Below are 23,349 nucleotides of genomic sequence, written 5' to 3'. Positions count from 1 at the left end.
ACTACTCCAGTGACTTGGTCACTACCTCGTATACATCCGGAGAGAGCGTCTTGGCGGCAGCAAGACGCTCTAATTCAGAGCGCATCAAGTCCTGTCGACCAGCATAGTTACGCCAGCGCGTCAGCGGTGCTAGAAGGCGCGCAGCAATCTGCGGGTTAACCGTGTTTAGCTCCAGCACAGTGTCTGCCAGCAATCGATATCCGGACGCATCGACACGATGAAAATTAACCGGGTTGAGCGTCGTGAATGCGCCAACCAGTGCACGGACTTTGTTGGGGTTCCGCAGGTCGAAGGCCTCATGCGACATGAGCCTTTGCACCCGCGCCAATGCACGATCATCGGGAATCATTGCCTGCACCTGCAACCACTGATTCACCACGAGCGATTCTTCCCGCCAGTTCTCGTAGAAATCGTCCAGCATAGTATCTCGCAGTCCGTCCTCACCATAGAACGCTACGCTCTTCAGCGCGGCGAGACGGTCTGTCATATTGCCCGCCACCTGATACTGCAGAGTCGCTAGCTGCATGTTCTTTCGATCACTGCTCACCAGGTAAGACAGGCAGGTATTGCGTAAACTACGACGCGCAATCTGGCTTGCGTCCGGCGCATAAGATTGCTTTATTTCTAACCTGTCATAGGCCAACCTAAAGGACGTTTGTAACCGCTCGCCCAGTACCTTTTGCACGACCTCCCGGGCCTGATGAATAGCATCGACATTTGCACCCGCTGCCTGACTAGCCAATTCTGCGAGATAATCCTCGGCAGGCAGGTGCATCATTTCGGCCACCATTGCCGGATCAAGCGCAGGGTCATCCAGCAGATATCTCCACGCATCTGCGACACAGTCGTCGACTGTGGGGCTGTGCCCGGCGAGCATCGCCTGCTCCGCCCGCACAATGGTGTCGATCGAGAGCGCCTGCGCCGCATCCCAGCGTGCAAATCCGTCACCATCGCGCCGCATCAGTGCGCAAAGGTCGTCTTGACTGTAATTATAATGCAGACGAACCGGAGCGGAGAAACCGCGCAGTAGAGAGGGAACGGGACGGCGCTTTATGCCTTCAAAAACATAACTCTGCTTCGGCTGATCGACAACCAGCACCCTGTGGCAGGGTGCATCATTCTCGTCAACCGCACCCTGCAGTCGCAGCGGCAGGTTGCCTTGCTCGCCCAGCAGCCCCATGGCGAGAGGTATAACAAAGGGCGCTTTTTCTCGCTGGCCTGGAGTGGCGGGACAAGACTGCTCCACGGTAAGCGTATAACAACCTGTTTGCTCATCAAATGCGTCGCTGACGGTGACCTCAGGCGTTCCTGCCTGCGAGTACCAGTTACGAAACTGGGCTAAATCGATACCCCCGCCCTCTTCCATTGCACCAATAAAATTTTCACAGGTTGCCGCCTGGCCATCATACCGCTGGAAGTAGAGATCTGACCCGGCCCGAAAACGCTCTGCTCCCAACAACGTATGAATCATGCGCACAACTTCTGCGCCCTTCTCGTATACCGTCAGGGTATAAAAGTTATTAATTTCCATGAAAGATTCCGGGCGTATGGGATGCGACATAGGGCCTGCATCCTCAGCGAACTGGGCTGTCCGCATGAGATTCGCATCGGCAACACGCTTCACCGTCGACGATCCCATATCAGAAGAAAACTGCCCATCCCGAAATACCGTAAATCCTTCCTTCAAGCTCAGTTGAAACCAGTCTCGACAAGTGACCCGGTTGCCGCTCCAGTTGTGAAAATACTCGTGCGCAACGATGGCCTCGACACGCTGAAAACCGAGGTCGGTAGTGATTTCGGGATTGCACAACACACAGGCCGTATTGAATATATTCAGCCCTTTATTCTCCATAGCGCCCATATTGAAGTCATCAACCGCCACAATATTGAAGACATCGAGATCATACTCACAGCCATACGCAACCTCGTCCCAGCGCATTGCCTCCTGCAGCGAACGCATGGCGTGCTCGCACTTGTCGAGATCTTTCTCCTCAACGTGGATATTCAGGATAACCGCGCGCCCCCCGGCGGTAGTGAAAGTATCCTGCACGCAACGCAGGTCGCCCGCTACCAGCGCGAAAAGATAAGAGGGCTTTGGGTGAGGATCATTCCATACCACCCTATGCCTGCCGCCATCCAGCATCTCAGTTTCACCCGGATTACCATTGCTCAGCAGTACCGGGTAAGAATCGCTATCAGCTTCCACCGTAACGCAAAATACCGACATGACATCGGGGCGATCAAGGTAATACGTAATACGCCTAAAGCCTTCCGCTTCACACTGTGTACAGTAAAGACCTCGCGAACGATAAAGCCCGGACAAGCTGGTATTTTCCTGCGGTTTGATTTGTGTCGTGCAATCAAGCACGCATTCATCGGGCAAGCGCTCGACTACCAGCACATCTCCCTCGAACCAATAATCTCCCTCGTGTAATTGCGTACCATCCAGCGCGAGATTCACTAACTCCAGCTCTTCTCCATGTAATCTCAGGGGAGCATCACGCTGCGAGCTATGGCTGCGCTGCAGATGTAGACGTGAGGAAACCACCACGCTCTCGTCATGCAGATCAAAATATAATTCCGTCCGGGTAATCATAAAATCGGACGGACGATAGTCCTTCAAATAAACCGTCCCGGGACTGCCGTCACGCATCCTCATCCCGCGTGCACCAGCGTAATGTGATACCCGGCGTATTTGCGCATATTGATCACGCCGGCATCGAAAATGAGATATTGCCCTTTTATACCCATTAGAGTTCCCTCTGCGACGGGGGTCTTATCCAGATTAAAGGACGATACCTTTACTGGATACTCGATAACAGGGTATTGGATCAGAGTCTCCGGCTCATCTGGCAGTTCGGTGACCGCATCGACGCCGCGCTCGCTGATCAGGGTATTGATGTCATCCGCGCAATCCACCATGAGGGCTTGCCGGGCCTTTTCAAGGTCGACAGGGTCGGCCGCGCCCTTCAGCATGGTCCGCCAATTGGTCTTGTCCGCGATATGATTTTTAAAGACAGTCTCGACCAAGCCTGAATCAAGGCGCGTAGCAACGCGAAAAACAGGCCTTGCCTGGGTTGCCCCCTGATCCATCCAGCGAGTGGGAACTTGCGTGCCTCGCGTTATACCCACTTTCAGACCCGAGGTGTTCGCCAAGTAAACGAAATGGTCGATCATGCAGTTCTGTTCACCCCATTCAGGCTCGCGACATGACCCAGCATCATAATGACACTTCTCTGGACTGACGATACAGGTATCACATTGCGCCAGACGCTTGAAGCAGGGATAACAATACCCTTGACTAAAACTTTTGTTAGTCTTGCGGGCGCAATGAATACAGTTAATGCTTCCCTGGTACTCAATCCTTAGCTGTTTGCCAATGAAACCGTTCATAGCGATATCGCTATCCCCTACCGGCAGACTGTAGCTCACCGTTTCATTCAGCGTTGTTTTCATCTTGCGGACGGCCCCTGAGGCCAAAACGTTGCCCATTGAGGCTCCCCTATTTCCAGTTCAGGGGAGCTTCGTCACACGCATCCCCAGGCTGTGGTTTTGGCTTGACGTAACCCACCCGCTCGTTTTCAGGCAAATATTTCTCGCCCCAGGCGATAATCGCCTGCATGGCATTTTCCCTTTGCTCTGCCGTCAGTACTCTGCCATCAGGCCATTTGCCGCGCTCAATAGACTGCAGCAAGTTCTGGTAGATTTCTGGCGACATGGTTTCAATGAGTTCGAGGTAATCCATAGGCATCGCTTGCGTCGAGGAGCTTATATTATAGACGCGCGGATCACGTCTTGTCGCTGTCGACACGTGACAGAGCGCCAAAGGCAACGCCGAGCACCATGCCGCTAAGAAGCCCGCCGAGGTGAGCTGCGTTGGCGATAGCACCGAAGCCGAGCACCTCGATCACACCCACCATACACAGAACCAGCCAGCCCACCATGAGCACTATAATTGCCTTCGAGGGCTGAATCTGCCATCTGGGCTGCAACAGGGGTGCCACCCAGGAGAAGCCAAGCAAACCATAGACAACCCCTGACATTCCTCCAAACAGGGATGGCCCACCAAAAGCATGTTGTGCTGTGTTAGACACTACAGCGATCACGAGAAATAGCATTAACAGGTTGAAATGGCCCATCGCCTGCTCAATACGCCCGCCCAACTCCCAGAGCCAGAGGCTGTTAAATACGATGTGCAACCATCCGAAGTGAAGGAATACCGGCGTTACCAGCCGCCAATACTGGCCATGCATTTCACCAAAACGAATCTGCTCTCCGCTCATTTCAAACGGGGCGTAGGTCAGTGCTGCAATCCAGTCCATCGGCGCCTGCAGGTACACCAGCAAAAATCCCAAAACACAAAAACCTATGAGCAGTAAAGTTACACCGCGAGAGAGCCACTCTAGACCTGCACCTGTCCTGGGGCGACTCTCAGAGAGAGGTTCTTTTTCAATCCTTACCCTGCCGCCGCGCCAATGCTCATAGAGTGTTTTTACCTGCTCCGCCTGCACGGTATCGAGCACCATTACGACCTGGCGCCCTTCACGTTCAAATATGCGGTGCACCACTCCATGTTGCTGTAACAAGACTGCCAGCGGCGCCAGGTCTTCATCGAGTGGCACAGTGAGTGCCTGACAATAATCAGACATCAGTTAACCAACTGGTTGCTCCAGCGCAGCTTATCCCTGCAACTGGTATAGAAATCCCGTCCCCGCGGATGCAGTAGACTGAGTTGGTGCGGGGTCTTGCGTACGAATACGGAATCGCCGGGTCGCGCCTTGAGATTGGTCTGCCCGTCGCAGGTCACGGGAGGATGAATTCGGTTTCTGGCCAACACGTCCAGTCGAATCTCTGAGTTGCCGTCTACTACGATGGGCCTGCTGCTCAGGGCGTGGGGGAACATAGGTACGAGCACAATCGCATCGAGCGAAGGATGCATAATAGGGCCTCCTCCGGACAGGGAGTAGGCTGTTGAGCCAGTCGGCGTGGAGAGGATCAGGCCGTCCGCCCGTTGACGGTAGACGAAAATATCGTTGATATATAATTCAAACTCAATCATCTGGGCGGACGAACCCGAGTTGACGACCACGTCGTTCAGCGCATCACCGCTGCCGATAACTGCGCCGTCCCGGTGCACCTCTGCACTCAGCAGAAAGCGGCTATCCTCCTCGTATTCGCCGTCCAGTACTCTGGGAATTTGTTGCGCAATATCATCCGGGGTAATATCAGTGAGGAACCCCAGTCGGCCGCGATTAATACCCAGCACAGGCACTGAATAGCGGGCCAGTGTGCGGGCTGCGCTGAGCAGACTACCGTCGCCGCCAAGTACGATCACCAGATCTACCTGTTCGCCAATCTCTTCCAGCGAGGCCCTTGGCAAATCAACATCTGGCAGTTTGTCCCCAAGCGATTCCTGCAGGACAACGTTCAGCTGCCGCTCTTGCAGAAGCGGCAGCAGCTGGCGCAGCACTCCGGTAAGTCCTCGCTGGCGATTGCGGCCCACCAGGCCAATTTTTTTGAAAGATCCGCGCATGTCTATTGCTTTCGTATTGAACGAGGCTGCTATTATACCGTTGAATTCTGAATGTAGCGTACAGATTATCATTTATCCCTATAAGAACCAGGAAGTCAGGGATCTAGCCTGGTCCTGCTTTTCGCCAAATCTCGTCAATATCAGGCATTGCGATGCGGCCAGAGCCGACACCGGACTGTGCCAGCCTGAACTGTCTTCCCCTCGGCAGCAATGGTTACGAGCCCTCGACAGGGACCCCTGCAGACTGCAGCACTACTTACAACAAAAACCGACCCGGCGGCTGGGTCTTTACTTCGAGCGACTCTGGTCTTTTTTCCTGCAAGAGGATCCGGAGACAGAGCTTCTCGCTCATAACCTGCCTGTTCAGCAGTCTGGCAAAACGCTGGGTGAGTTCGACTGCCTGTACTTCTGCCGGCGGAGAAACCGTTTTGTGCACCTGGAACTCGCCGTTAAATTCTATCTCTGCGCCCCCGGGCCCGCTCCCTCGCGCGACTGGCAGGCCTGGATTGGCCCGGACTGCAGGGATCGCATGGACTTGAAATTGTCACAAATGTTGACTCGGCAGATTCGCCTGGGCGACACCCCGGCAGGTGAGCAGGCGCTGGGCGCGTTGGGTATCGTAAAACCACTAAAAGAGATCGCGCTGAAGGGCTATCTTTTCAGGCACCCGACTGACGGTGAAACACCCCCACCTGACTACAACCCGGGCAAGCCAATCAACAACTGGCTCCGACCCGACGACCTTGTGGCGGGCATCCATTCAGGAACGGCAAGCCGCTATCGCTGTTTGCACCGTTCAGAGTGGCTGAGCCCGGCACGCACGACTGAAGATTCCTGGAGTTCAAAACAACTGGTGGACATTTTAGCCGAAGCGTTTCAACGTGAACAATACCCGCCCCTGGTCGCGAAGCTGGATGCGAATAATCGAGAGCAGGCACGTTTCTTTGTGGTGCCGCCTTCCTGGCCATGGGTGGACTGAATACCCTCACTCTATGGCGTGCCGGTGACACTCGCCGCTTCGGCATCACGAAAATACACCTCAGTCTCTGCCGCAAGGTAAAGAAAAGCAGCCCATGCTGCGACATTCTGGTGCAGATCATCAGGTCCGATCTTGTCGAGGGTATCATCGGGTGTGTGGTGCAAATCAAAGTAGTCCGTTCCATCCTGCAGCAGCGTGATAACGGGCACTCCCGACTCTCGCATGTATCTCAGGTCCGGACCGCCATAAGCGGTGTTGTTGCCCCGGACGATGTCCAGCGGTGACAGGATTCTGGCAATTTCGGTGGCATAGGGCAGCTGCTCGGCGGGAAAACGAGTATCGAAACGCCAAATATCGCCGGCACCAAAATCGGATTCAGCCGCCACGATATGCTGTGGTAGTTCCGCCGAATAGCGCTCACTATAGTCCCGTGCACCCACGAAGCCTACCTCCTCCGAGCCGAACAGAACCAGGCGTATGGTGCGACGGGGCGCCTCGGGCAAATGCTCTAGCAACAGTCTCGACGCGGCAATGACGATACCCACTCCGGCCCCATCATCCACCGCTCCTGTGCCAAGATCCCATGAATCCAGATGCGCCCCCGCCAATACAATTTCTTCGGGCGAGTCCCGGCCACGAATCTCCGCAATCACATTCCCCGATTGCGCAGGCGCACGCACCTCCGATGTGACGAGCAGATGAACCACTACCGGTCCACCGTAACTCAACACGCGACTGAGCTGATCCGCGTCCGGTGCCGAGAGAGCTGCCATGGGTACGCCCCGCTTGCCGGCGCTATCACTCAGCGGACGCATTTGCCCGGTATGTGGGAAACGGTGGCTACTGGTGCCTACAGACCGAATGAGTGCCGCAATGGCACCCAACTGCTGCGCAACGTAGGCCGTGCGCAGGCGTTTCTGCACCGCCACTCCGTAACCAGAGCCATCCCGCTTGCGAGCCATTACCTCGTCAACGAATACAATTTTTCCTTCGACGCGGGCCGGATCGGCCTCGATCAGGCTGTCCAGCGAGGGAAAACCTACCACTTCTCCCTCCACTCCGTGCTCACCAGTGGATGTACTACCGCCAAGTGCAGTGATCCGCAGAGGCTGCGGAAAGGGCGAGACTATGCGGGCCCGCTCGCGGCCCCGCAGCCACACAGGCACCTCGAATGATTCAACGTGTACATTTTCAAAACCCAGCAGCTCCAACTTATTGATCGCCCAATTTCGCGCTCGCGCCTCCGCGGAAGTACCCGCCAATCGAGGGCCAATCTCAGTTGTCAGGGATTGCACCAACTCATACGCCATATTGTCTTTCTGCGCTTGCTCGATTAAGTGCTCCGCGGTGCGCGCCATTTCCGCTGTCACCGCAGATTCCGCATGTGCGCCAGACGCAAGGCACAACTGTATGAAAAAGATCGAACAACATTTGTTCATAGCTACAACCTTTAGCCCGAGAACGGGTCTCGCGTGATACACACACTGCACATCGATAAAAGTATAGCGGCATCAGCGCTCGCCAGACAGCACTGTTACCCGGGCACGCTACACTTGCCAGCCCCTTAAGCTTATACTGTCCGTCCTGAACCTATCCGGAGTTTAGTATGCCGAGCAAGCCCAGTCCGAAATGGCCCTTTCGCTGGGATTTGCTTTTGCGCTACCGTTTTATCGAGACGATTGCCCTCTGGGAGGGACGACTGACAACCCGGCACCTGTGCGATACTTTCGGCATTGGCCGTCAACAGGCCAGCAAAGACATCAATAATTACAATCGTGCGGTCGGCCCGCATAATCTTGAATACGACAAATATCTCAAAGGCTACAAGCCAACAGGGCAGTTTACCCCGGTCGTGACTCGGGGCCTGGCAGACGAATACCTGCACTTGATGGCACGCAACAATGAATTGCTGAATGTATTTGAGTCTCTGGCGCTGGACGTTGCCAACGCGGAGGTTCTAACCCATCCGGTTCGGCAAGTCAGACCTGAGGTCTTACGCCCCCTGATGCAAGCAGCACGACAACAAAAACGCCTCGACGTAGATTACGTTTCCGTCAATCACCCTGATCGGGAGGGACGCATCATCGTGCCCCATACGGTGGTCTACACAGGTCTGCGCTGGCATGTGAGAGGCTGGTGCGAAAAAAATCAGGCCTACCGCGATTTTGTGCTGAGCCGCTTCCGAGGGGAACCGGAAATTATGAACGAATCCGAGCACGGCATAGCGGGGGATACAGAATGGAACCTGAAGGTCACTATTCGTATCGCCGCCGATCAGCGACTGACCGCTGCACAGCGAGAAGTGGTAGAAGTGGACTACGGCATGCAAGACGGCGTTCTTGAAATCCCTACCCGCGCCCGCCTGGTCACCTATGTACTGCAACTACTTAACATAAAACCTACCGCGATAGCGGACGACCCAACGGCACAACAGATCGTGGTGCAAAACAGGGAGGAACTGGCGCCCTGGCTTTTCGGTTAGTCGCGAAACCGCCAGGCGACACGTCGGGACGCGCGCCATAGCAAAAGCACTGGAGTCCGCGTCACCTTGCACTCCAGTCTACCGTCAACTTTCATCAGCAGCCTTTAGATGACGCCGCACGATCGCCAGAAACAGTGCAGTGGATATCCCTGCGCTGGCAAAAATCATACACATCACCATGATCTGGTAGCGCGCCGCCACTAAAGGCGATACGCCCGACAATATCTGCCCCGTCATCATACCGGGCAGCGATACCAGGCCAACGGCAAACAGCGAATTGATCACGGGTATCATGGCAGCGGAGTAAGCGGCCTGACGCGCCTCGTCCCACGCCTCCCCATGCTTTATCTCCGCGTACAGTCGCTCAGCACACAGACTCACGGCAGTCATCGCATTAGCAAAAACCATACCCGCCAGCGGGACCATATAGCGGGGTAAAAACCAGGGATCCAACTGCAGCACAGCTTGCGTAACCAGGGCGAGCGTCAATCCGCCACCAACGGCAATCGACACCAGAGAGGCGACAAGTAAATGACGGCGGTGCTGCCCCACCGTCCCGAGGGCGATCCAGCTCGAGGCCAAGAGCATCACCAATAACACGATGAGCACCAGCCAACCGTCTCCTGCACCAAAGATCCACGCCAGCACGTAGCCGATCAACAGCAGCTGTAACAGCATGCGTCCCAATGCGTAAAGAGAACGCCCAACACCAAAGGACCACTTGAACAGGATCGCCAATGTAATGACAACCGGCAGGAATGCGAGCGCTAGCTGAACCGGCGACAGCTGTATAACGGCGTGCTCCATTGAGGCATCCGGAAATGACTGTGCATCACAGCAGTGTATCACCAATCATACGGAGGCCACTGCCAACGCCTGCGCTAAAGGCTCGTGATACAACCGCCAATGCCGCTAACGCAGGGTCAGTAGTGTTCCGGCTCCCAAAACAACCCAAAGCAACTCCTCAAATACTGCGCCCACCACCAGCAGGCCTGCTGTCAGCGTGAGAACCGATATCAGGCGCTCAGCCCATTGGCCGCTATCATTCAGGGTTACAACCTGTGCATCGTAACCAACGATGCGTCGAACAATCTGCCTCTCTATCGCCTGTGTGCCCGTCATGTCTCTCGCCCTCTTGTCCTGCATGAGCCGATATCATCAGCCACCAGAGTGCAAACGGCCATCTGTCTATTTTTCGATGTGTTCGAAAAAGCGACAGTTCCAAACTTAGGCAGAGTCGCTTGCAGTGAGCCACTAATTGGGGTGGTGCGAGGCATTATGTTGGGCGTTGCTGGCCTTATCCGAATAAAAGCAGACCGGCTGTTTCTCACAGCGTTCTTTGCGTCATTTTGGGAATATCGCTACCGGGCTTTCAACAGGAACTGGATTAGCGCGGGAGCGTTATCGCAATGCCCACAGGCTTAGTGATTGGCGCAAGCGACTCGAATCCGCTCAGCAGGCACAGCCAACTGATCGAGCAGGTAAGTTTTGAATGTTGCGGGATACTCGCAGGTATCGAGCGCCTCCGCCATACAGGCCAACCAAGCGTCCCGCAGGCGAGCGTCAATGTGCAGGTGCGCATGCGCCGAGGGAATACTGATCGGGCCATATTTCTCCCGGTACAAACGCGGCCCTCCGGTCCACGCACAAAGAAAGCGCGCGAGTCTGTCCCGGGATTCCGAGGTTTTTCCGGGGTGCATATCCCATATTTCCCGGTACGGAGCGCGATCGCGCATGAGATCGTAAAACGTATCAACCAGATTAAAAATGCCCTCTTCCCGACCAGCCGCCTGAAAGGTGGAGTCTCCCTCTCCGAAGCTCGGTTTATCCGACACGCATCTCTCTCCCTACTGTAAAACATCGTTGTGCCACACTCATCACGCGCGCTCTCATGACACACTGTACCGGGCGGTCACCGAGGATGCCGGGCAGCCAATCACTCCGTCACTCGCATCAAGCGGAGCTTCCGCCCAGCACGCGCCGGCCAAAAGTGACTGCACCCAGCACCAAAGCCCCCGCTATCACGCCGACAATCATTGCAATCAGGGTCGGCGCCAGAGCAGCCAACAGCGCGCCGGCAACAGGCACCGTGCTCAGATGTTGACCAAAGACCTGCACCATCTCCGTCAGCTGGTGAAAACCATGCACAAGAATACCGCCCCCGACCATAAACATCGCCAACGTGCCGACCACGCCCAGTGCTTTCATCAACCAGGGCGCAAAATCCAGAAGACGCTCACCAAACCATCGCTGAAATGTCAGGAATGCGCCTTCACCCTCGCGCCGCGTTAGAAAGAGACCTGCGTCGTCCAGCTTAACGATTGCCGCCACCAGTCCATAGACACCCACTGTCATCAGCAAGCCGATACCTGACAAAACAAGCGCCTGTCCGAGAAACGTCATTTCCGACGACACACCAAGCGTCAACACGATAATTTCCGCAGAGAGGATAAAGTCAGTGCGCACTGCGCCCTTAATTTTGTCTTTCTCGTATTCTACAAGATCCACAGACTCGTCGAGCAGATGCTCCATGCGCTCTGCAGACTGTTCGTTATCCTGATGCGCCGAGTGGCCCAGGGAATGCGCCACCTTCTCAAACCCTTCAAAACACAAGTAGAGCCCACCGAGAATCAACGCCGGTGTAATAAGCCAGGGAGCCACCGCAGAGATGCCAAGAGCTGCAGGTATCAGAATGCATTTGTTCCGAAAAGACCCTTTTGCAACCGCCCACACAACCGGCAATTCGCGATCGGCTCGCACACCGCTGACCTTTTCGGCATTCACCGCGAGATCATCGCCCAGCACACCGGCGGTCTTGCGTGCGGCGACTTTGGTCATCAACGCGACATCGTCCAATACCGCCGCGATATCATCAATCAGGAGCAACAAACTGGAGCCGGCCATTAGTTTATACGCCTGTGCAACGTGGATTCCCGCTCGAGCATGCTGCCCCCAATCACCCCGCGCGTGCTGGACCGTCGTTCAACCAAAATGACAGAAACACACTTTGTTACCGTCCGCATCACGACAATAGGCGCCATAAAAACCTTCCATGCGTTCTCCGGGCTCACCTTCATCCGCGGCGCCCAACGCAATAGCCTTGTTGTACAACTGATCCACCAGCTCTGTCGAACCCGGCGTAATCGCAATCATATTACCGTTACCGGGATTCGGCTCTCCTTCGTCATAGGGAGTACACACCGCTAACATTCCTCCACCTGCTGGAGTACCAATAACCGCGAGACGGCCGGTGTCCATCACAATATTAGCTTTAAGCTCCGCGAGCAGCTCCAAATAAAAAGCCTTGGCACTTTCAATGTTAGCTGTACCGATAGTCGTATATGCAATCACATTCGTTCTCCCAAAAATAATATTCGCAGGGCTGCGTTCTTGCCCGACGTGAGTTTACACCTTGTTGCGCGAATGACGCTATGGGTTGCGTGGCTTACGCCTTCGTCTCGCCGGGTCATTCATCCGCGACTTAGGGTAACGTGGCAGCTTTCCTGTAGAAAGATAGCGATAAATTGTATTTTGCGAACGAATTCTCGCCGCTTTTTTTCTGCGCTTGATATATCTGTTGCGCTGACTCTGGTCCAACACGCGCGCTTTTTCGTTGTCATGCCACTGCTGATCGAGCGTATCCTGAATCACACGCTGCGCATCCTCATCAAAAATGGGGCACAAGACTTCCACTCGGTAGTCGAGGTTGCGCGTCATTAAATCCGCTGAACCTATCAGGTATTTCGGTGAGCCCCTGTTATAAAAAATATAGGCGCGCGGGTGTTCGAGAAAGCGGTCCACTATGCTCACAGCTTGAATATTTTCAGAAATACCCTTCACGCCCGGCAAAAGAGAGCACATGCCTCGCACAATCAATCGAACCTCCACGCCGGCCTGACTGGCTTCGTACAGCTTTGTTACGATCTGCTTATCGACAAGGCTGTTGCATTTAAGCGTCATGGATGCCCGGTACCCTGAACGGGCATTTGAAATTTCCTGCTCGATAAGTTCCAGTAATCCGCTGCGAACACTGTACGGAGAGACCATCAATAAACGATATTGCGGTTGTTTATACGTGTATTGGAGAAAATCGAAGACGCCCTGTACGTCCTTGCCCATATTCTGGTCGTGCGTCATTAAACCGAAATCGGTATACCTGCGCGCGGTCTTTTCATTAAAGTTTCCTGTTCCCACATAGCTGTAGTAACGAGCCGAATTGCCTTCTTTACGCTCTATCAGCAGGAGCTTGCTATGAACTTTTAAACCAGGAATACCAAACAGAACCTGGATTCCATTTTCCGTGAGGCTCTGCGCCCAGTTGATGTTAGCTTCTTCATCGAAACGTGCCGCCAACTCAACCACTGCCAGCACTTTTTTTCCATTCTGAACGGCGTTTACAAGTGCATCAATAACGCGAGAATCTCGCGCTACTCGATAAAGACAAATACTTATCTTACTCACGTGGGGGTCCAGGGCCGCTGTCTTGAGAAGGTCTACTACATAATCAAAGGGATGGTAGGGATAGTAGAGGAAAACATCCTTCTCACGCACCGCGTCAAAAATGCAGTCCCTTGCGTCAAGTTGTGGCAGACGTATCGGCGGCATCGGCTTCGCGAAGAGATGCTTGGCGCCCACGTTGGGGAAATCGATAAAATCCTTGGAGTTGTGGTAGCGTCCGCCAGCAATCATGCTGTCATACTTGCCGAAACCAAACCGCCCGGTGAGCTGGTCCAGGATCCTCTGTGGCATTTTGACGTCATACACCATGCGCACCGTCTCGGCCATGCGCCGACGCTTCAGACTTGACGCCATTTTATCAATGAGACTCTGCGTAATGCCTGCATCGATCTCCAACTCCGCATCTCGGGTAAACTTGAAACAGTAGGCTTTCGCGATGTCTATCGGTAAAACGCCCCGAAACACTTGCGGTAAACAGGCTCTAATAATGTCTTCCAGCACAATAAAAACTCGTCCACGCTTGGCTTTTTTTCGAGGTATCTCTACAAATCGATCCAACCTGTCTGTGGGCACGTCGACCACCGCAAGATGGCGTTCGCTTCGACTTTTTATATCTATCGCCAGATATAGCGATTCCTCATTCAGCGGCGGGATCGCCGTGCCTTCGGTTAACAGTATGGGCTCCAATTGCGGCAGCACCGTCTGGGTAAAATACTCCTGTACAAAACGCGCCTGTCCCTCTTCTAACTGCTCTTCTGTAATGAGGTAAATACCGCGTTTCTGCAGACTACGCAGTAAATCTGCGTATATCCGGTCAAACTCTTTTTGCAACTCCGCTACTCGCTTCTGGATAGCAACAAGGAGTTCCTTTGCCTGCTGCCTGTTGTCTCCCGAGGAGACCGCAATCAATCTGCGCACCTCTGCCACTCTCACCCGAAAAAACTCATCGACATTCTTGGAGTAAATTCCAAGGAATCGCAGCCTTTCGATCAAAGGAACAGACGTATCGGCTGCCTCTTGCAACACTCTCGCGTTAAAAGACAGCCAGCTAAGCTCCCGAGGCATGAATAAATCATGATCTAGCAGGTCCGCAAGGCGTACCTTGATCGGATTAGGCATACTCTCTCCTGGCATGGCCTGCAGCCGCACGAGGCCACTGTCTAGCCTGCTTTTCGGCGCGGGATTAGCGTTGTTATGGCGTTATCGGACAGTCGCTAACGGCGACACTGCATTCCGCCCCAGGGATACGGGTGCCGACCCGCCCAACAGGGCCGAGACCCTCTGCGCGTCAAACAGAACCAGATCACACTGGGACAACGATAAATTACATCAAGAAATAAAGTTATCACACTGAAAAAAATAAAAAAGCCCGCTGATCAAAAAATGATTGCGGGCGAAATAGCCGTATGTTTCGGGGCAGAAACATCGGCTAGGGGACGTGTTCAACGCGCGCTGGGGAGCAACGCGCTGTATACAAAGTAGCCTCTAATAATGAGATAGCAAGCCAACCATGAAAAATATTTGGACGAGTACAGCCTGTGACCCGGTGGAGTAAAAATGCACTACATGAGACTCATGGATTACTCCATACACTGCCTGTTTAGCCCGCTTCTTCTGAGCCGTCTACGACTGCCGCAGGAAACAGACGCCCTCAACATTCACGTACTTTTTTAGGGGCCAATGCCTCGCGGCCTGGTTACGTCCTTTTTGCACGCGTTCGCTTGATCAGCGCTATCGACAGATAAACGCGCCGGAAAACTGATTGCCAGCAGCCTTTGCATTGCTTCACCCGTGCCGTTTGTGGACTATAATTTTGAGAACTCCCGGTTCAGTCGATACTGACGAGATGTCACATAAGACTCCATATCCTCAACTCGACGCAGCGCGGCGTCCAATCGCTCCCTTGCTCGTCGCAGGCGGACACTGCTGCTATCACTGTAGCGAAAAACTTTGCGGGGCCTGTAGCCCTGATGACGCTCATCATATTCCATGTCTACCGGACCATCCTCGTACTCCAGTTCATCTTCACCGTGTCCGCTGGATGAAGCGCGAGCGGGTCGACGCGCCATCAGAAACCAGGCAACGAGGTATACCCACAATGCCAGTGTCCCGGTAAATAAAAATGCACCAACCCACAGAAGGCGCACCACCCAGGGAGCCACATCCCAGTAATCTGCCAGCCCAGCGGCCACGCCGGAAAGCACACGCTCCTGTGAGTTGCGGTAGAGATTAAGTCCCCAGCCTTCACGCCTGCGACTGTAAAAATTGCCAGCCTCGCCGTGCGCGAGGTCTTTACGCCACCCTGCCCGTCGTTTTTTACCGGTCATCATCTACTCCTTACTTTCACCCTGCTGTTCTCGGCTTACCTGCTGCCGCCAGCGGGCATGATCCTCGTCAAGAATCGCCTCCAGCGACACGATTCGTTCCGTCAACTTGTCCACCGTTTCTAACATATGTTCTATCGACCCCCGGTCTTCCTGACTGAGACTGCGAGAAGACCGGTTTACGCTGCGGTAGTGCATCGTTATCCAGATCGGTGCCACCACTGTCAAAAACAAAATAGTGGGAACAAACATGAATTTCCAGAATTCCATTGCTTATATCCTTGGATGAGACTACTTCAAAAAAGGTAACCGCATTATAGTTCGCGAACGCTTCCAAGCGTCATTTCGCGCCATCGACGCTTCCAGCCATTGCCTTTTTAAGTCGCTCCAGGTCATCACTGATTCGCTCATCGTCAGTGAGCACGTTAATTTGCGCAGCGAGACCCGGAGATACATCGCGCCCAATATCCATGGCCTCCAACTGGCTTTCCAGTGTATCCATCCTGCGTTCAAAGCGCTCAAAGCGAAAAAAAGCATCATCCAGCGCGTCTCGTTGAATCTGACGCTTAACCTTGATACGCGACTGCACGGTCTGAGTGCGCAAACTCAGGGCCTTTTGCCGCGCCCGTGCATCATCCAGTTTCTGTTGTAACTGCAATACCTCAGTACTCAAGTGCTCGATGTGCTCGTCGGCGGCGGTGAGTTCAGCCTCTACCAGCGCAACCTCCTCGTCGATTGCGCGCTTCTCCTGCAGCGCACCCCGAGCGAGATCCTCCCGCTGCCTCGAGATGGCCAGCCGGGCCTTCTCCTCCCAGCTCTCCGCGTCAGCTCTGGCCTGCTCGAGTCGTCGTGTCGCCTGCTTGCGCTCTGCCAGAACCCGTGCAGACGATGTGCGAACTTCCACCAGGGTGTCCTCCATTTCCTGAATAATCAGGCGCACCATCTTCGCCGGATCTTCCGCCTGGTCCAGCATGGCATTGATGTTGGAATTTATGATGTCCGACATACGTGAAAAGATGCTCATCGGGAGGCTCCTGTTATGGCTTTGCTGTGTTTCGTATTACCCAATTACTTATCAGGGATCGTGCCATAGTTCTCATCACATTGTTTTTATTGTGTTTTATCCGATTCTCGGTCGTTGTGTAAAAAAATTATTTCCATATAAGGTTTTTTACTCCTATAACAGACAGTTTTTCTTTCTATTAGAAGGTATATTTAACCTATGAGAAAGCCTAATCGCATGATCGGCCGCTCAACGGCTCTGGCCGGCGCCCTGGACCAGCTCTCCCTGCTCGCGGGTATCGAACGTCCGGTGTTGTTGATGGGCGAACGAGGAACCGGCAAAGAACTGGCCGCCGAGCGACTGCACTTTCTGTCCGCCCGCTGGGAGGCGCCGCTAATCAGGATAAACTGTGCCGCCTTATCCGATGCCTTACTGGACTCGGAACTTTTTGGGCATGAAGCAGGCGCCTTCACGGGCGCCAAACAGCGTCGCAAAGGACGCTTTGAGAGAGCGGATGGAGGCACATTATTCCTTGATGAGATCGCCTCGCTATCGTCCGGTGTGCAGGAAAAAATCCTGCGACTGGTTGAATATGGGGAGTTTGAACGTCTCGGCGGGCAGGAGACACTTCAGGTCGATGTGCGCATTATAGGCGCTAGTAACGTCGACCTGCACCAGCTGGTATTAGAGCAACGATTTCGGGCAGACCTCCTGGACCGATTGAGTTTCGACGTCGTGCACCTTCCACCCCTGCGCCACCGGGCAGACGATATCGAGGAACTGGCTGAACACTTCGCAGTGCAATTATGCGCCGAGCTAGGCTGGAAGCTGTTCCCCGGATTTAGTCCAGAAGCACTGGCACTGCTGCAGAGCCAGCCCTGGCCGGGCAATGTGAGAGAGTTGAGGAGTACTGTGGAACGATCCTTGTTTCGCTGGGGAGACCCTGAAACCCCGGTCGATAAACTAGTCCTCGACCCGTTTCGGTCGCCCTACGCTGAGGAATTACCCACACAAACGCAGGATACGCGGGAGACTGACGGCGCTATTGTAGATTTTCATAGCCAGATAAGTACCCTTGAGCAGACGTTGCTGCAGCGTGCACTTGAGGAGAACGGGGGTATACAGCGAGCGGCAGCAGAAACATTAGGACTGAGCTATAACCAAATGCGCAGCTTGGTAAGAAAATACAAGCTGTCCAGCAGACGGCGCAGGCGCACCGTCAGCACGTAAACCCTCAGACGGCTTGCCGCTCCCGATGCGCGACCGGATCTGTGAAATTCATAACCGGCTGGTGATCAAAATACTCTTTCATCAGTGTCGGGTTCTCGCGGTAGCGCGGGTCGCCCCTGATCTCACGGATCTTGCTCAGTGGCAGCGTTGAACGAGAGAGTAGGTAAAGGTGATGGTAATACTCATACTCATCTTCCGATGGCCGGTTTAAGGTACCGGCATTCTCTGCAGCAATCACGTCTTCACTGTACTGGTAGTTGGGGTAGCTCGTCATGTTAGGCAGCATGAACGTGTTCATCTGGATGGGGAACTTCAGCAAAAACTCAAACGTTTCTTCCATGTCATCAACCGTTTCAAAATCGACCCGGGTAATCAAATCATAAAAGCCGGTAATTCCGGTATCGACTATTTCCTGTGCCGCTTCTATCACACGTTCCGTTTTGGTTGGCCGATTGAAGTAGTCTCGCAAAATTCGCTCGCTTCCGGATTGCACGCCCATTGTAATCGCGACGCAGCCTGCATCCTTAAGCTTGCCAAGCAACTCCCGATCATGGGTAGTAGGGTAGGAATAACACCAGAACGGCAGCCCTATCTCCTCACGGTAGCGTGGCAGGAATTCACCAAGCCAGCGTGGATGTACTGTGAAGACATCATCATAAAACATGACTTTCTTGATTGGGAGGTTCTCTTTCGCCCACTTGAGCTCTTCAAGGATAAGATCCATGGATTTCCGGCGCAGCGAGTTTTTGCGCCCAAACATATCCTGGTACTTACTTTCTATGCAGAAATGACACGAGAACGGGCACCCACGTTGGGTCATAATGGAGTAGGCCCGTGTTACCTCCGGATAGTAGTTACGCTCCACTTTGTCTTCATTAATATAGACGTAACGGTCCAGGGACCAATCAGGCATCGCCAGATCATCCAAAGCCATGAGAGAACGATCCGGATTGCGAATGACCTCAGTGTTGTCCTTGCACCAGGTACCCTCGATATCCGTGAAGCCAGTATTGGCATCAAGTCGATCAGCCAGCTCTACGATTACCGCCTCGCCTTCGTTGATACACAAAAGATCCGCGTAGTCGATACACTTTTCGGGTTCAAGTGTCGGGCCCGAGCCTCCCCATATGATGGGGATATCGAAAAACTTTCGGAGAGAGTCACTTATCTCTCCGCACAGGCCAATCATGCCCGAGAACACAGTAAAGCCGATGCAGTCCGGATTGAAGTCGCGCAATTCCTCCACCAGTAATTGCTCTTCGCTTTCACTGACGGGCCTGTAGAGATCTACTGAGTACTCCTCGCCATTAGCGACAAAGCCTGTACCGGGATAATCTAACTCGAGGTAGTCGCCTGCCTCGGCAGTGGGTAGGGCAAGCGTTTCCTTGAAGTAAATTATTTTTACCTCATGACCCGCGGCCAACAACTGCCCGGCGAGTTGTGCCGGCGCCAGATTAAGGCCATTGAACAATTTCACTATTGCGATTCTTGCCATTGCGTTCTCAAATAGCTGTTTTAAATAACAAAGCTTTACAGTCAATGGTGAGTCTAATCACACCATTGACAATTGTCTATATGGGCAAATCCCACAATAGTGCTGTGGTTTTTAGCCTCTTTCGCTGGTCACTGCGGGGTAGAACGCAGTGCAGCACTAACACGGTTCTTAAACGTACTATCAAGAAACGTGACATACATCACAGACGTTAGCCGGCATAGGAAGTCACTCAAGCACATAGATCAGAGAACGCCGTCGACATGCATCTGAATATCGGACAGCAGACGCTGACCAACCGCCAGTGCAGCAGCACCTGACATTCAGTTAACGTAAACGGTGTGAACACCAGGTGCCCGGTAACTAGCGCTGTTTAAAGAAATCTTCGCTGCTTTGATTAAGATGCGAGCATGGCGGCGCCATCCACTTGTACCGCAGTGTTATTCGCTACAGACATGCTCAGTAGCGATTCACTCCAACAAATCTTGGTCCGATGCGCGAGCTTTGCATCGATATCGTCTATGTAGGCGAATAACGCGCCTCTCGCGAGGCGGCAGGCGAACCGCGTCAAATTGCATCCGCAGTTTTGAAATTGCTCAGTGACTCACCACCTTTTGGTTGTTACAGCGAACACAACGGTAGACGGTAACCAGTCGACCTCTCTTTACGTCAAACTGCTTTTCGGTATCAACCTGCCACTTGTGATGGCCATGGCGGCACAAGGTGTTGCCTTTGTGTTTTTGTTTCAAAGAAGGCTTGCGAAAAGAAAGTATGTCAGCCATTCGGCACGCGTCTAGGACAGCAAAGTGCGCCGCAGCGCATCGTCCCACGATTCATATCGCTTGCGCCTGGCCGCCGCACTCGTTTTGACTTCAAACTCCCGGTCTGCCCGCCAGATCTTGCGAATATCTGCCGGGCTTTCCCAGAGCCCAACGCCGAGCCCGGCCAGGTAGCTGGCGCCAGCTACGGTTGTCTCGATCACCCTTGGGCGCACCAATCGACGACCCAGAACATTCGCCTGAATTTGCATCAGCAAGTTGTTGGCCGCAGCACCTCCATCAACGCGTAAAGGTCGCATACGCCTGCCTAACTCCCCTTCCATCACTCTGAGGATATCTGCATTCTGCAGAGCCATTGCATCCAGCGTTGCTCTGGCGATATGCCCTCGCTCTGTTCCCCGGGTAAGACCCGTCAGCGTCCCTCTCGCATCGGGTGCCCAATGGGGCGCCCCCAGACCCGTGAGCGCAGGCACAAATTCGACACCGCCGTGATCAGACACTTCGGCGGCCAGCGCCTCAATATCTGGCGCACTTTTTATAATTTTTAACCCGTCCCGCAACCACTGCACCGCAGCGCCACAAACGAAAGCACCTCCTTCGAGGGCATAGACACGACGCCCCTCCTCACCCAGCTGCCAGGCCACAGTCGTGAGCAATCCGGCCTTGGAATGCAACGTCTCACTGCCTGTATTCATCAAGATAAAAGAGCCCGTGCCAAAAGTACATTTGGCGTCACCCGCGTCGAAGCCAGCCTGCCCAAACAAGGCTGCTTGCTGATCGCCGGCCACACCGGCGATGGGGATGCCATCCGGTAATCCGGGCACGCCACGAGTGTGTCCCAGAATCCCACTGGAGGGGCAGATCGCAGGGAGTATCTCCCGAGGCACCTGAAACAAGTCCAGCAATTGATCGTCCCACTGCCCCGTTTTGAGATTCATTAGTGACGTGCGAGAGGCATTGGAAATATCGGTGGCATGCACTTCGCCCCCGCTAAGCTGCCACAACAGAAAACTGTCGATCGTACCGGCAGCGACCTCACCGCGGCGCAGTGCGGCTTTGATGCCTGTCGTATTGCCCAGCAACCAGCGATACTTACTGGCGGAAAAATACGGGTCGAGCACCAGACCAGAGCGACGCTTGACAAGGCCTTCATGTCCGCGTTGCTTCAGGGACTGACAAAAATCCGTGGTGCGCCGACATTGCCATACAATGGCATTATTGAGGGGCTCCCCAGTCCTGCGATCCCACACCAACGCTGTTTCACGCTGGTTGGCGATACCAATGGCCGCGATATCCGCTGCTTTGCATACTTTACGCCTCAATATTGCGCGTATGCCCTTGGCGATAGACGCCCAGATATCCGCTGGACAGTGCTCTACCCAGCCGGGCTTTGGGTAAATCTGTGGAAACTCATAGTTGACGCTGGCCCGCACTTTGCCGCGCGCATCCATCAGGGCAACGGTACTGCCCGTTGTTCCCTGATCGATGGCGAGGATAAAGCGGCCCATGGCAGCGCTACCTATCGACCAAAGCCCTCGACGGCTTTGATTTCGAGGTAGTCAGTAAAACCGTGACTACCCCACTCACGTCCATTGCCGGACTGTTTGAAGCCACCGAATGGGACATCGAAGCCGCCTGAAGCACCGTTGATATGCACGTTGCCGGCACGAATCCTGGAGGCGACATCGCGAGCATGCCCGACATCTCCGCTTTGCACATAACCCGCCAAACCGTAGGGCGTATCATTAGCGATGCGAATAGCTTCTTCTTCCGTATCATAGGGAATCATCGCCAGCACAGGTCCGAAAATCTCCTCGCGGGCGATAACCATGTCGTTCGTCACCTCGGAAAACACGGTAGGCCGTATGTAATAGCCCTTGTCCATTCCCTTCGGTCGGCGCGTGCTGCCGCAAACCACCTTCGCACCTTCTTTTTTGCCTGCGTTGATTAACTTGCGAATTTTTTTGAACTGTACCTCGGATACTACCGGGCCCATCGTAGTCTTCTCATCAGCGGGGTCACCCACTACAACCGACGCCGACACCTTGGCCGCAATCTTTTCAGCCTCGGCCAGCTTATGACGTGGCACCAGCATGCGAGAGGGTGCGTTACAGGATTGGCCGGTGTTGTTGTACATGTGCACCAGGCCGCGGGTAACCGCAGCTTCGAGGTCCGCATCATCGAGAATAATATTGGGCGATTTGCCGCCCAGTTCCTGCGTTACACGCTTGACGGTTGGAGCGGCGTTCTGAGCCACCAGCGAGCCTGCCCGTGTAGAACCCGTGAAAGACATCATCGCTACATCGGGATGCTTCGACAACGCGGTGCCAACCGCTTTGCCATCGCCGTTGACCATATTGAATACGCCTGCGGGCACGCCCGCCTCATGCATAACCTGCGAAAACAGATAGGCCGACAGAGGCGCAACTTCACTGGGTTTGAGCACCATCGTGCAGCCGACCGCGAGAGCGGGAGCAACCTTGCAGGAAATCTGATTTACCGGCCAATTCCAGGGCGTTATGAGCCCGCACACACCAATGGGCTCCTTGAATAGTCGGTGGTCGCCCAAATCCTCCTCGAACTCGAAGTCCCTGAGCACTCGCAGCGCTTCCTCCAGGTGGCCCTGCCCGGTATAGGCCTGTGCTGTCATCGCCAGGCTGGCGGGTGCACCCATTTCCTCGCGAATCGCATTAGCGATATCCGCATAGTATTTTTTATAGGTCTCTACACAGGACTCAAGCAATTCAATGCGCTCCTGCCTGCTGGTGCGGCTGTAACTCTCAAAAGCAGTTTTGGCAGCTGCAACGGCCCGATTGACATCCTCCTCAGACCCCAGCGAGATTTGACCACACACCTCCTCATTGGCGGGGTTAATGACGTCACAGTCGTTGGGGGTAACCGGATCCACCCACTGACCGTTGATATAAAACTGCTTGTACTCGCGCATGAACATTCTCCCGCTAACTTAATTGGCAAAGACTCGACAGTGTAAGCACTCGCAGGCGAACTGGCCAGTGCCTCAAAGCATACTATGCAGTTATTTGCATTCATCGGACGACCGGGCTACAT

Annotated in this window: 22 protein-coding genes; 3 read left to right on the top strand and 19 right to left on the bottom strand. The window is 54.1% G+C overall.

Annotated features, from left to right (window positions below; genetic code table 11):
- Window position 1: 1 nt before the first annotated feature.
- From pepN to EYC82_RS02435, 5 genes are read right to left on the bottom strand one after another with little or no spacing between them, the layout of a single operon-like run.
- Window positions 2-2,659 (bottom strand): aminopeptidase N, encoded by a 2,658-nt coding sequence (gene pepN, locus EYC82_RS02455; RefSeq protein ID WP_341475047.1) that lies wholly within the window; start codon window positions 2,657-2,659, stop codon window positions 2-4.
- On the bottom strand, window positions 2,656-3,456 hold the full coding sequence (locus tag EYC82_RS02450; protein WP_279247970.1) for a DUF2797 domain-containing protein: 801 nt from the start codon (window positions 3,454-3,456) through the stop codon (window positions 2,656-2,658). Before EYC82_RS02450 ends, pepN begins: the two co-directional genes overlap by 4 nt.
- A 46-nt stretch (window positions 3,457-3,502) precedes the next feature.
- Window positions 3,503-3,745, bottom strand: a complete 243-nt coding sequence (locus tag EYC82_RS02445) for a DUF1315 family protein (protein WP_279247969.1) — start codon at window positions 3,743-3,745, stop codon at window positions 3,503-3,505.
- A 43-nt stretch (window positions 3,746-3,788) separates the two neighbouring features.
- Complete coding sequence (locus EYC82_RS02440) at window positions 3,789-4,649, bottom strand: rhomboid family intramembrane serine protease (RefSeq protein ID WP_279247968.1); 861 nt, start codon at window positions 4,647-4,649, stop codon at window positions 3,789-3,791.
- Window positions 4,649-5,533, bottom strand: a complete 885-nt coding sequence (locus EYC82_RS02435) for an NAD(+) kinase (RefSeq protein ID WP_279247967.1) — start codon at window positions 5,531-5,533, stop codon at window positions 4,649-4,651. The genes EYC82_RS02440 and EYC82_RS02435 overlap by 1 nt, the downstream gene beginning before the upstream one ends.
- Here EYC82_RS02435 and EYC82_RS02430 point away from each other — a divergent pair.
- Complete coding sequence (locus EYC82_RS02430; RefSeq protein ID WP_279247966.1) at window positions 5,532-6,512, top strand: DUF1853 family protein; 981 nt, start codon at window positions 5,532-5,534, stop codon at window positions 6,510-6,512. The genes EYC82_RS02435 and EYC82_RS02430 overlap by 2 nt on opposite strands.
- An 11-nt stretch (window positions 6,513-6,523) precedes the next feature.
- Here the strand turns inward: EYC82_RS02430 and EYC82_RS02425 are convergent, their stop codons facing one another.
- On the bottom strand, window positions 6,524-7,951 hold the full coding sequence (locus EYC82_RS02425; RefSeq protein ID WP_279247965.1) for a M20/M25/M40 family metallo-hydrolase: 1,428 nt from the start codon (window positions 7,949-7,951) through the stop codon (window positions 6,524-6,526).
- A 167-nt stretch (window positions 7,952-8,118) separates the two neighbouring features.
- Here EYC82_RS02425 and EYC82_RS02420 point away from each other — a divergent pair, with 167 nt between their 5' ends.
- Complete coding sequence (locus EYC82_RS02420; RefSeq protein ID WP_279247964.1) at window positions 8,119-8,994, top strand: helix-turn-helix transcriptional regulator; 876 nt, start codon at window positions 8,119-8,121, stop codon at window positions 8,992-8,994.
- Between the two features lie 84 nt (window positions 8,995-9,078).
- Here EYC82_RS02420 and EYC82_RS02415 read toward each other — a convergent pair whose 3' ends face one another.
- From EYC82_RS02415 to pspA, 9 genes are all read right to left on the bottom strand, one after another.
- Window positions 9,079-9,801 (bottom strand): ABC transporter permease, encoded by a 723-nt coding sequence (locus tag EYC82_RS02415; protein ID WP_279247963.1) that lies wholly within the window; start codon window positions 9,799-9,801, stop codon window positions 9,079-9,081.
- Between the two features lie 105 nt (window positions 9,802-9,906).
- The gene (locus tag EYC82_RS02410; protein ID WP_279247962.1) at window positions 9,907-10,116 is read right to left on the bottom strand and encodes a hypothetical protein; all 210 of its coding nucleotides are present in this window, start codon (window positions 10,114-10,116) and stop codon (window positions 9,907-9,909) included.
- 299 nt (window positions 10,117-10,415) lie between these two features.
- Window positions 10,416-10,829: a group II truncated hemoglobin gene (locus tag EYC82_RS02405; RefSeq protein WP_279247961.1), complete on the bottom strand. Its 414-nt coding sequence runs from the start codon at window positions 10,827-10,829 to the stop codon at window positions 10,416-10,418.
- A 118-nt stretch (window positions 10,830-10,947) separates the two neighbouring features.
- Complete coding sequence (locus EYC82_RS02400; protein WP_279247960.1) at window positions 10,948-11,898, bottom strand: DUF808 domain-containing protein; 951 nt, start codon at window positions 11,896-11,898, stop codon at window positions 10,948-10,950.
- Window positions 11,899-11,976: 78 nt separating this feature from the next.
- Window positions 11,977-12,345 (bottom strand): VOC family protein, encoded by a 369-nt coding sequence (locus EYC82_RS02395; protein WP_279247959.1) that lies wholly within the window; start codon window positions 12,343-12,345, stop codon window positions 11,977-11,979.
- Window positions 12,346-12,423: 78 nt separating this feature from the next.
- The gene (ppk1, locus tag EYC82_RS02390) at window positions 12,424-14,571 is read right to left on the bottom strand and encodes a polyphosphate kinase 1 (RefSeq protein ID WP_279247958.1); all 2,148 of its coding nucleotides are present in this window, start codon (window positions 14,569-14,571) and stop codon (window positions 12,424-12,426) included.
- A 686-nt stretch (window positions 14,572-15,257) separates the two neighbouring features.
- Window positions 15,258-15,779 (bottom strand): PspC domain-containing protein, encoded by a 522-nt coding sequence (locus tag EYC82_RS02385; RefSeq protein WP_279247957.1) that lies wholly within the window; start codon window positions 15,777-15,779, stop codon window positions 15,258-15,260.
- A 3-nt stretch (window positions 15,780-15,782) separates the two neighbouring features.
- Window positions 15,783-16,046 carry an envelope stress response membrane protein PspB gene (gene pspB / locus EYC82_RS02380; protein ID WP_279247956.1) on the bottom strand — a complete coding sequence of 88 codons (264 nt, stop codon included), beginning with the start codon at window positions 16,044-16,046 and terminating at the stop codon, window positions 15,783-15,785.
- 70 nt (window positions 16,047-16,116) lie between these two features.
- On the bottom strand, window positions 16,117-16,800 hold the full coding sequence (gene pspA, locus EYC82_RS02375; protein ID WP_279247955.1) for a phage shock protein PspA: 684 nt from the start codon (window positions 16,798-16,800) through the stop codon (window positions 16,117-16,119).
- A gap of 198 nt (window positions 16,801-16,998) precedes the next feature.
- Here pspA and pspF point away from each other — a divergent pair, with 198 nt between their 5' ends.
- On the top strand, window positions 16,999-18,009 hold the full coding sequence (pspF, locus tag EYC82_RS02370; protein ID WP_279247954.1) for a phage shock protein operon transcriptional activator: 1,011 nt from the start codon (window positions 16,999-17,001) through the stop codon (window positions 18,007-18,009).
- Between the two features lie 4 nt (window positions 18,010-18,013).
- Here pspF and EYC82_RS02365 read toward each other — a convergent pair whose 3' ends face one another.
- The 4 genes from EYC82_RS02365 to EYC82_RS02350 form a co-directional block, all read right to left on the bottom strand.
- Window positions 18,014-19,504, bottom strand: coding sequence for a B12-binding domain-containing radical SAM protein (locus EYC82_RS02365; RefSeq protein ID WP_279247953.1), 1,491 nt, complete (start codon window positions 19,502-19,504; stop codon window positions 18,014-18,016).
- Between the two features lie 593 nt (window positions 19,505-20,097).
- Window positions 20,098-20,283 (bottom strand): hypothetical protein, encoded by a 186-nt coding sequence (locus tag EYC82_RS02360; protein WP_279247952.1) that lies wholly within the window; start codon window positions 20,281-20,283, stop codon window positions 20,098-20,100.
- An 11-nt stretch (window positions 20,284-20,294) separates the two neighbouring features.
- Complete coding sequence (gene glpK / locus EYC82_RS02355) at window positions 20,295-21,788, bottom strand: glycerol kinase GlpK (RefSeq protein ID WP_279247951.1); 1,494 nt, start codon at window positions 21,786-21,788, stop codon at window positions 20,295-20,297.
- Window positions 21,789-21,799: 11 nt separating this feature from the next.
- Window positions 21,800-23,227, bottom strand: a complete 1,428-nt coding sequence (locus EYC82_RS02350) for an aldehyde dehydrogenase family protein (protein WP_279247950.1) — start codon at window positions 23,225-23,227, stop codon at window positions 21,800-21,802.
- Window positions 23,228-23,349: the final 122 nt, after the last annotated feature.

It is taken from the genome of Candidatus Marimicrobium litorale (genome assembly GCF_026262645.1).
GTDB lineage: Bacteria > Pseudomonadota > Gammaproteobacteria > Pseudomonadales > Halieaceae > Marimicrobium > Marimicrobium litorale.
This window is presented reverse-complemented; position numbering and strand designations above follow the sequence as displayed.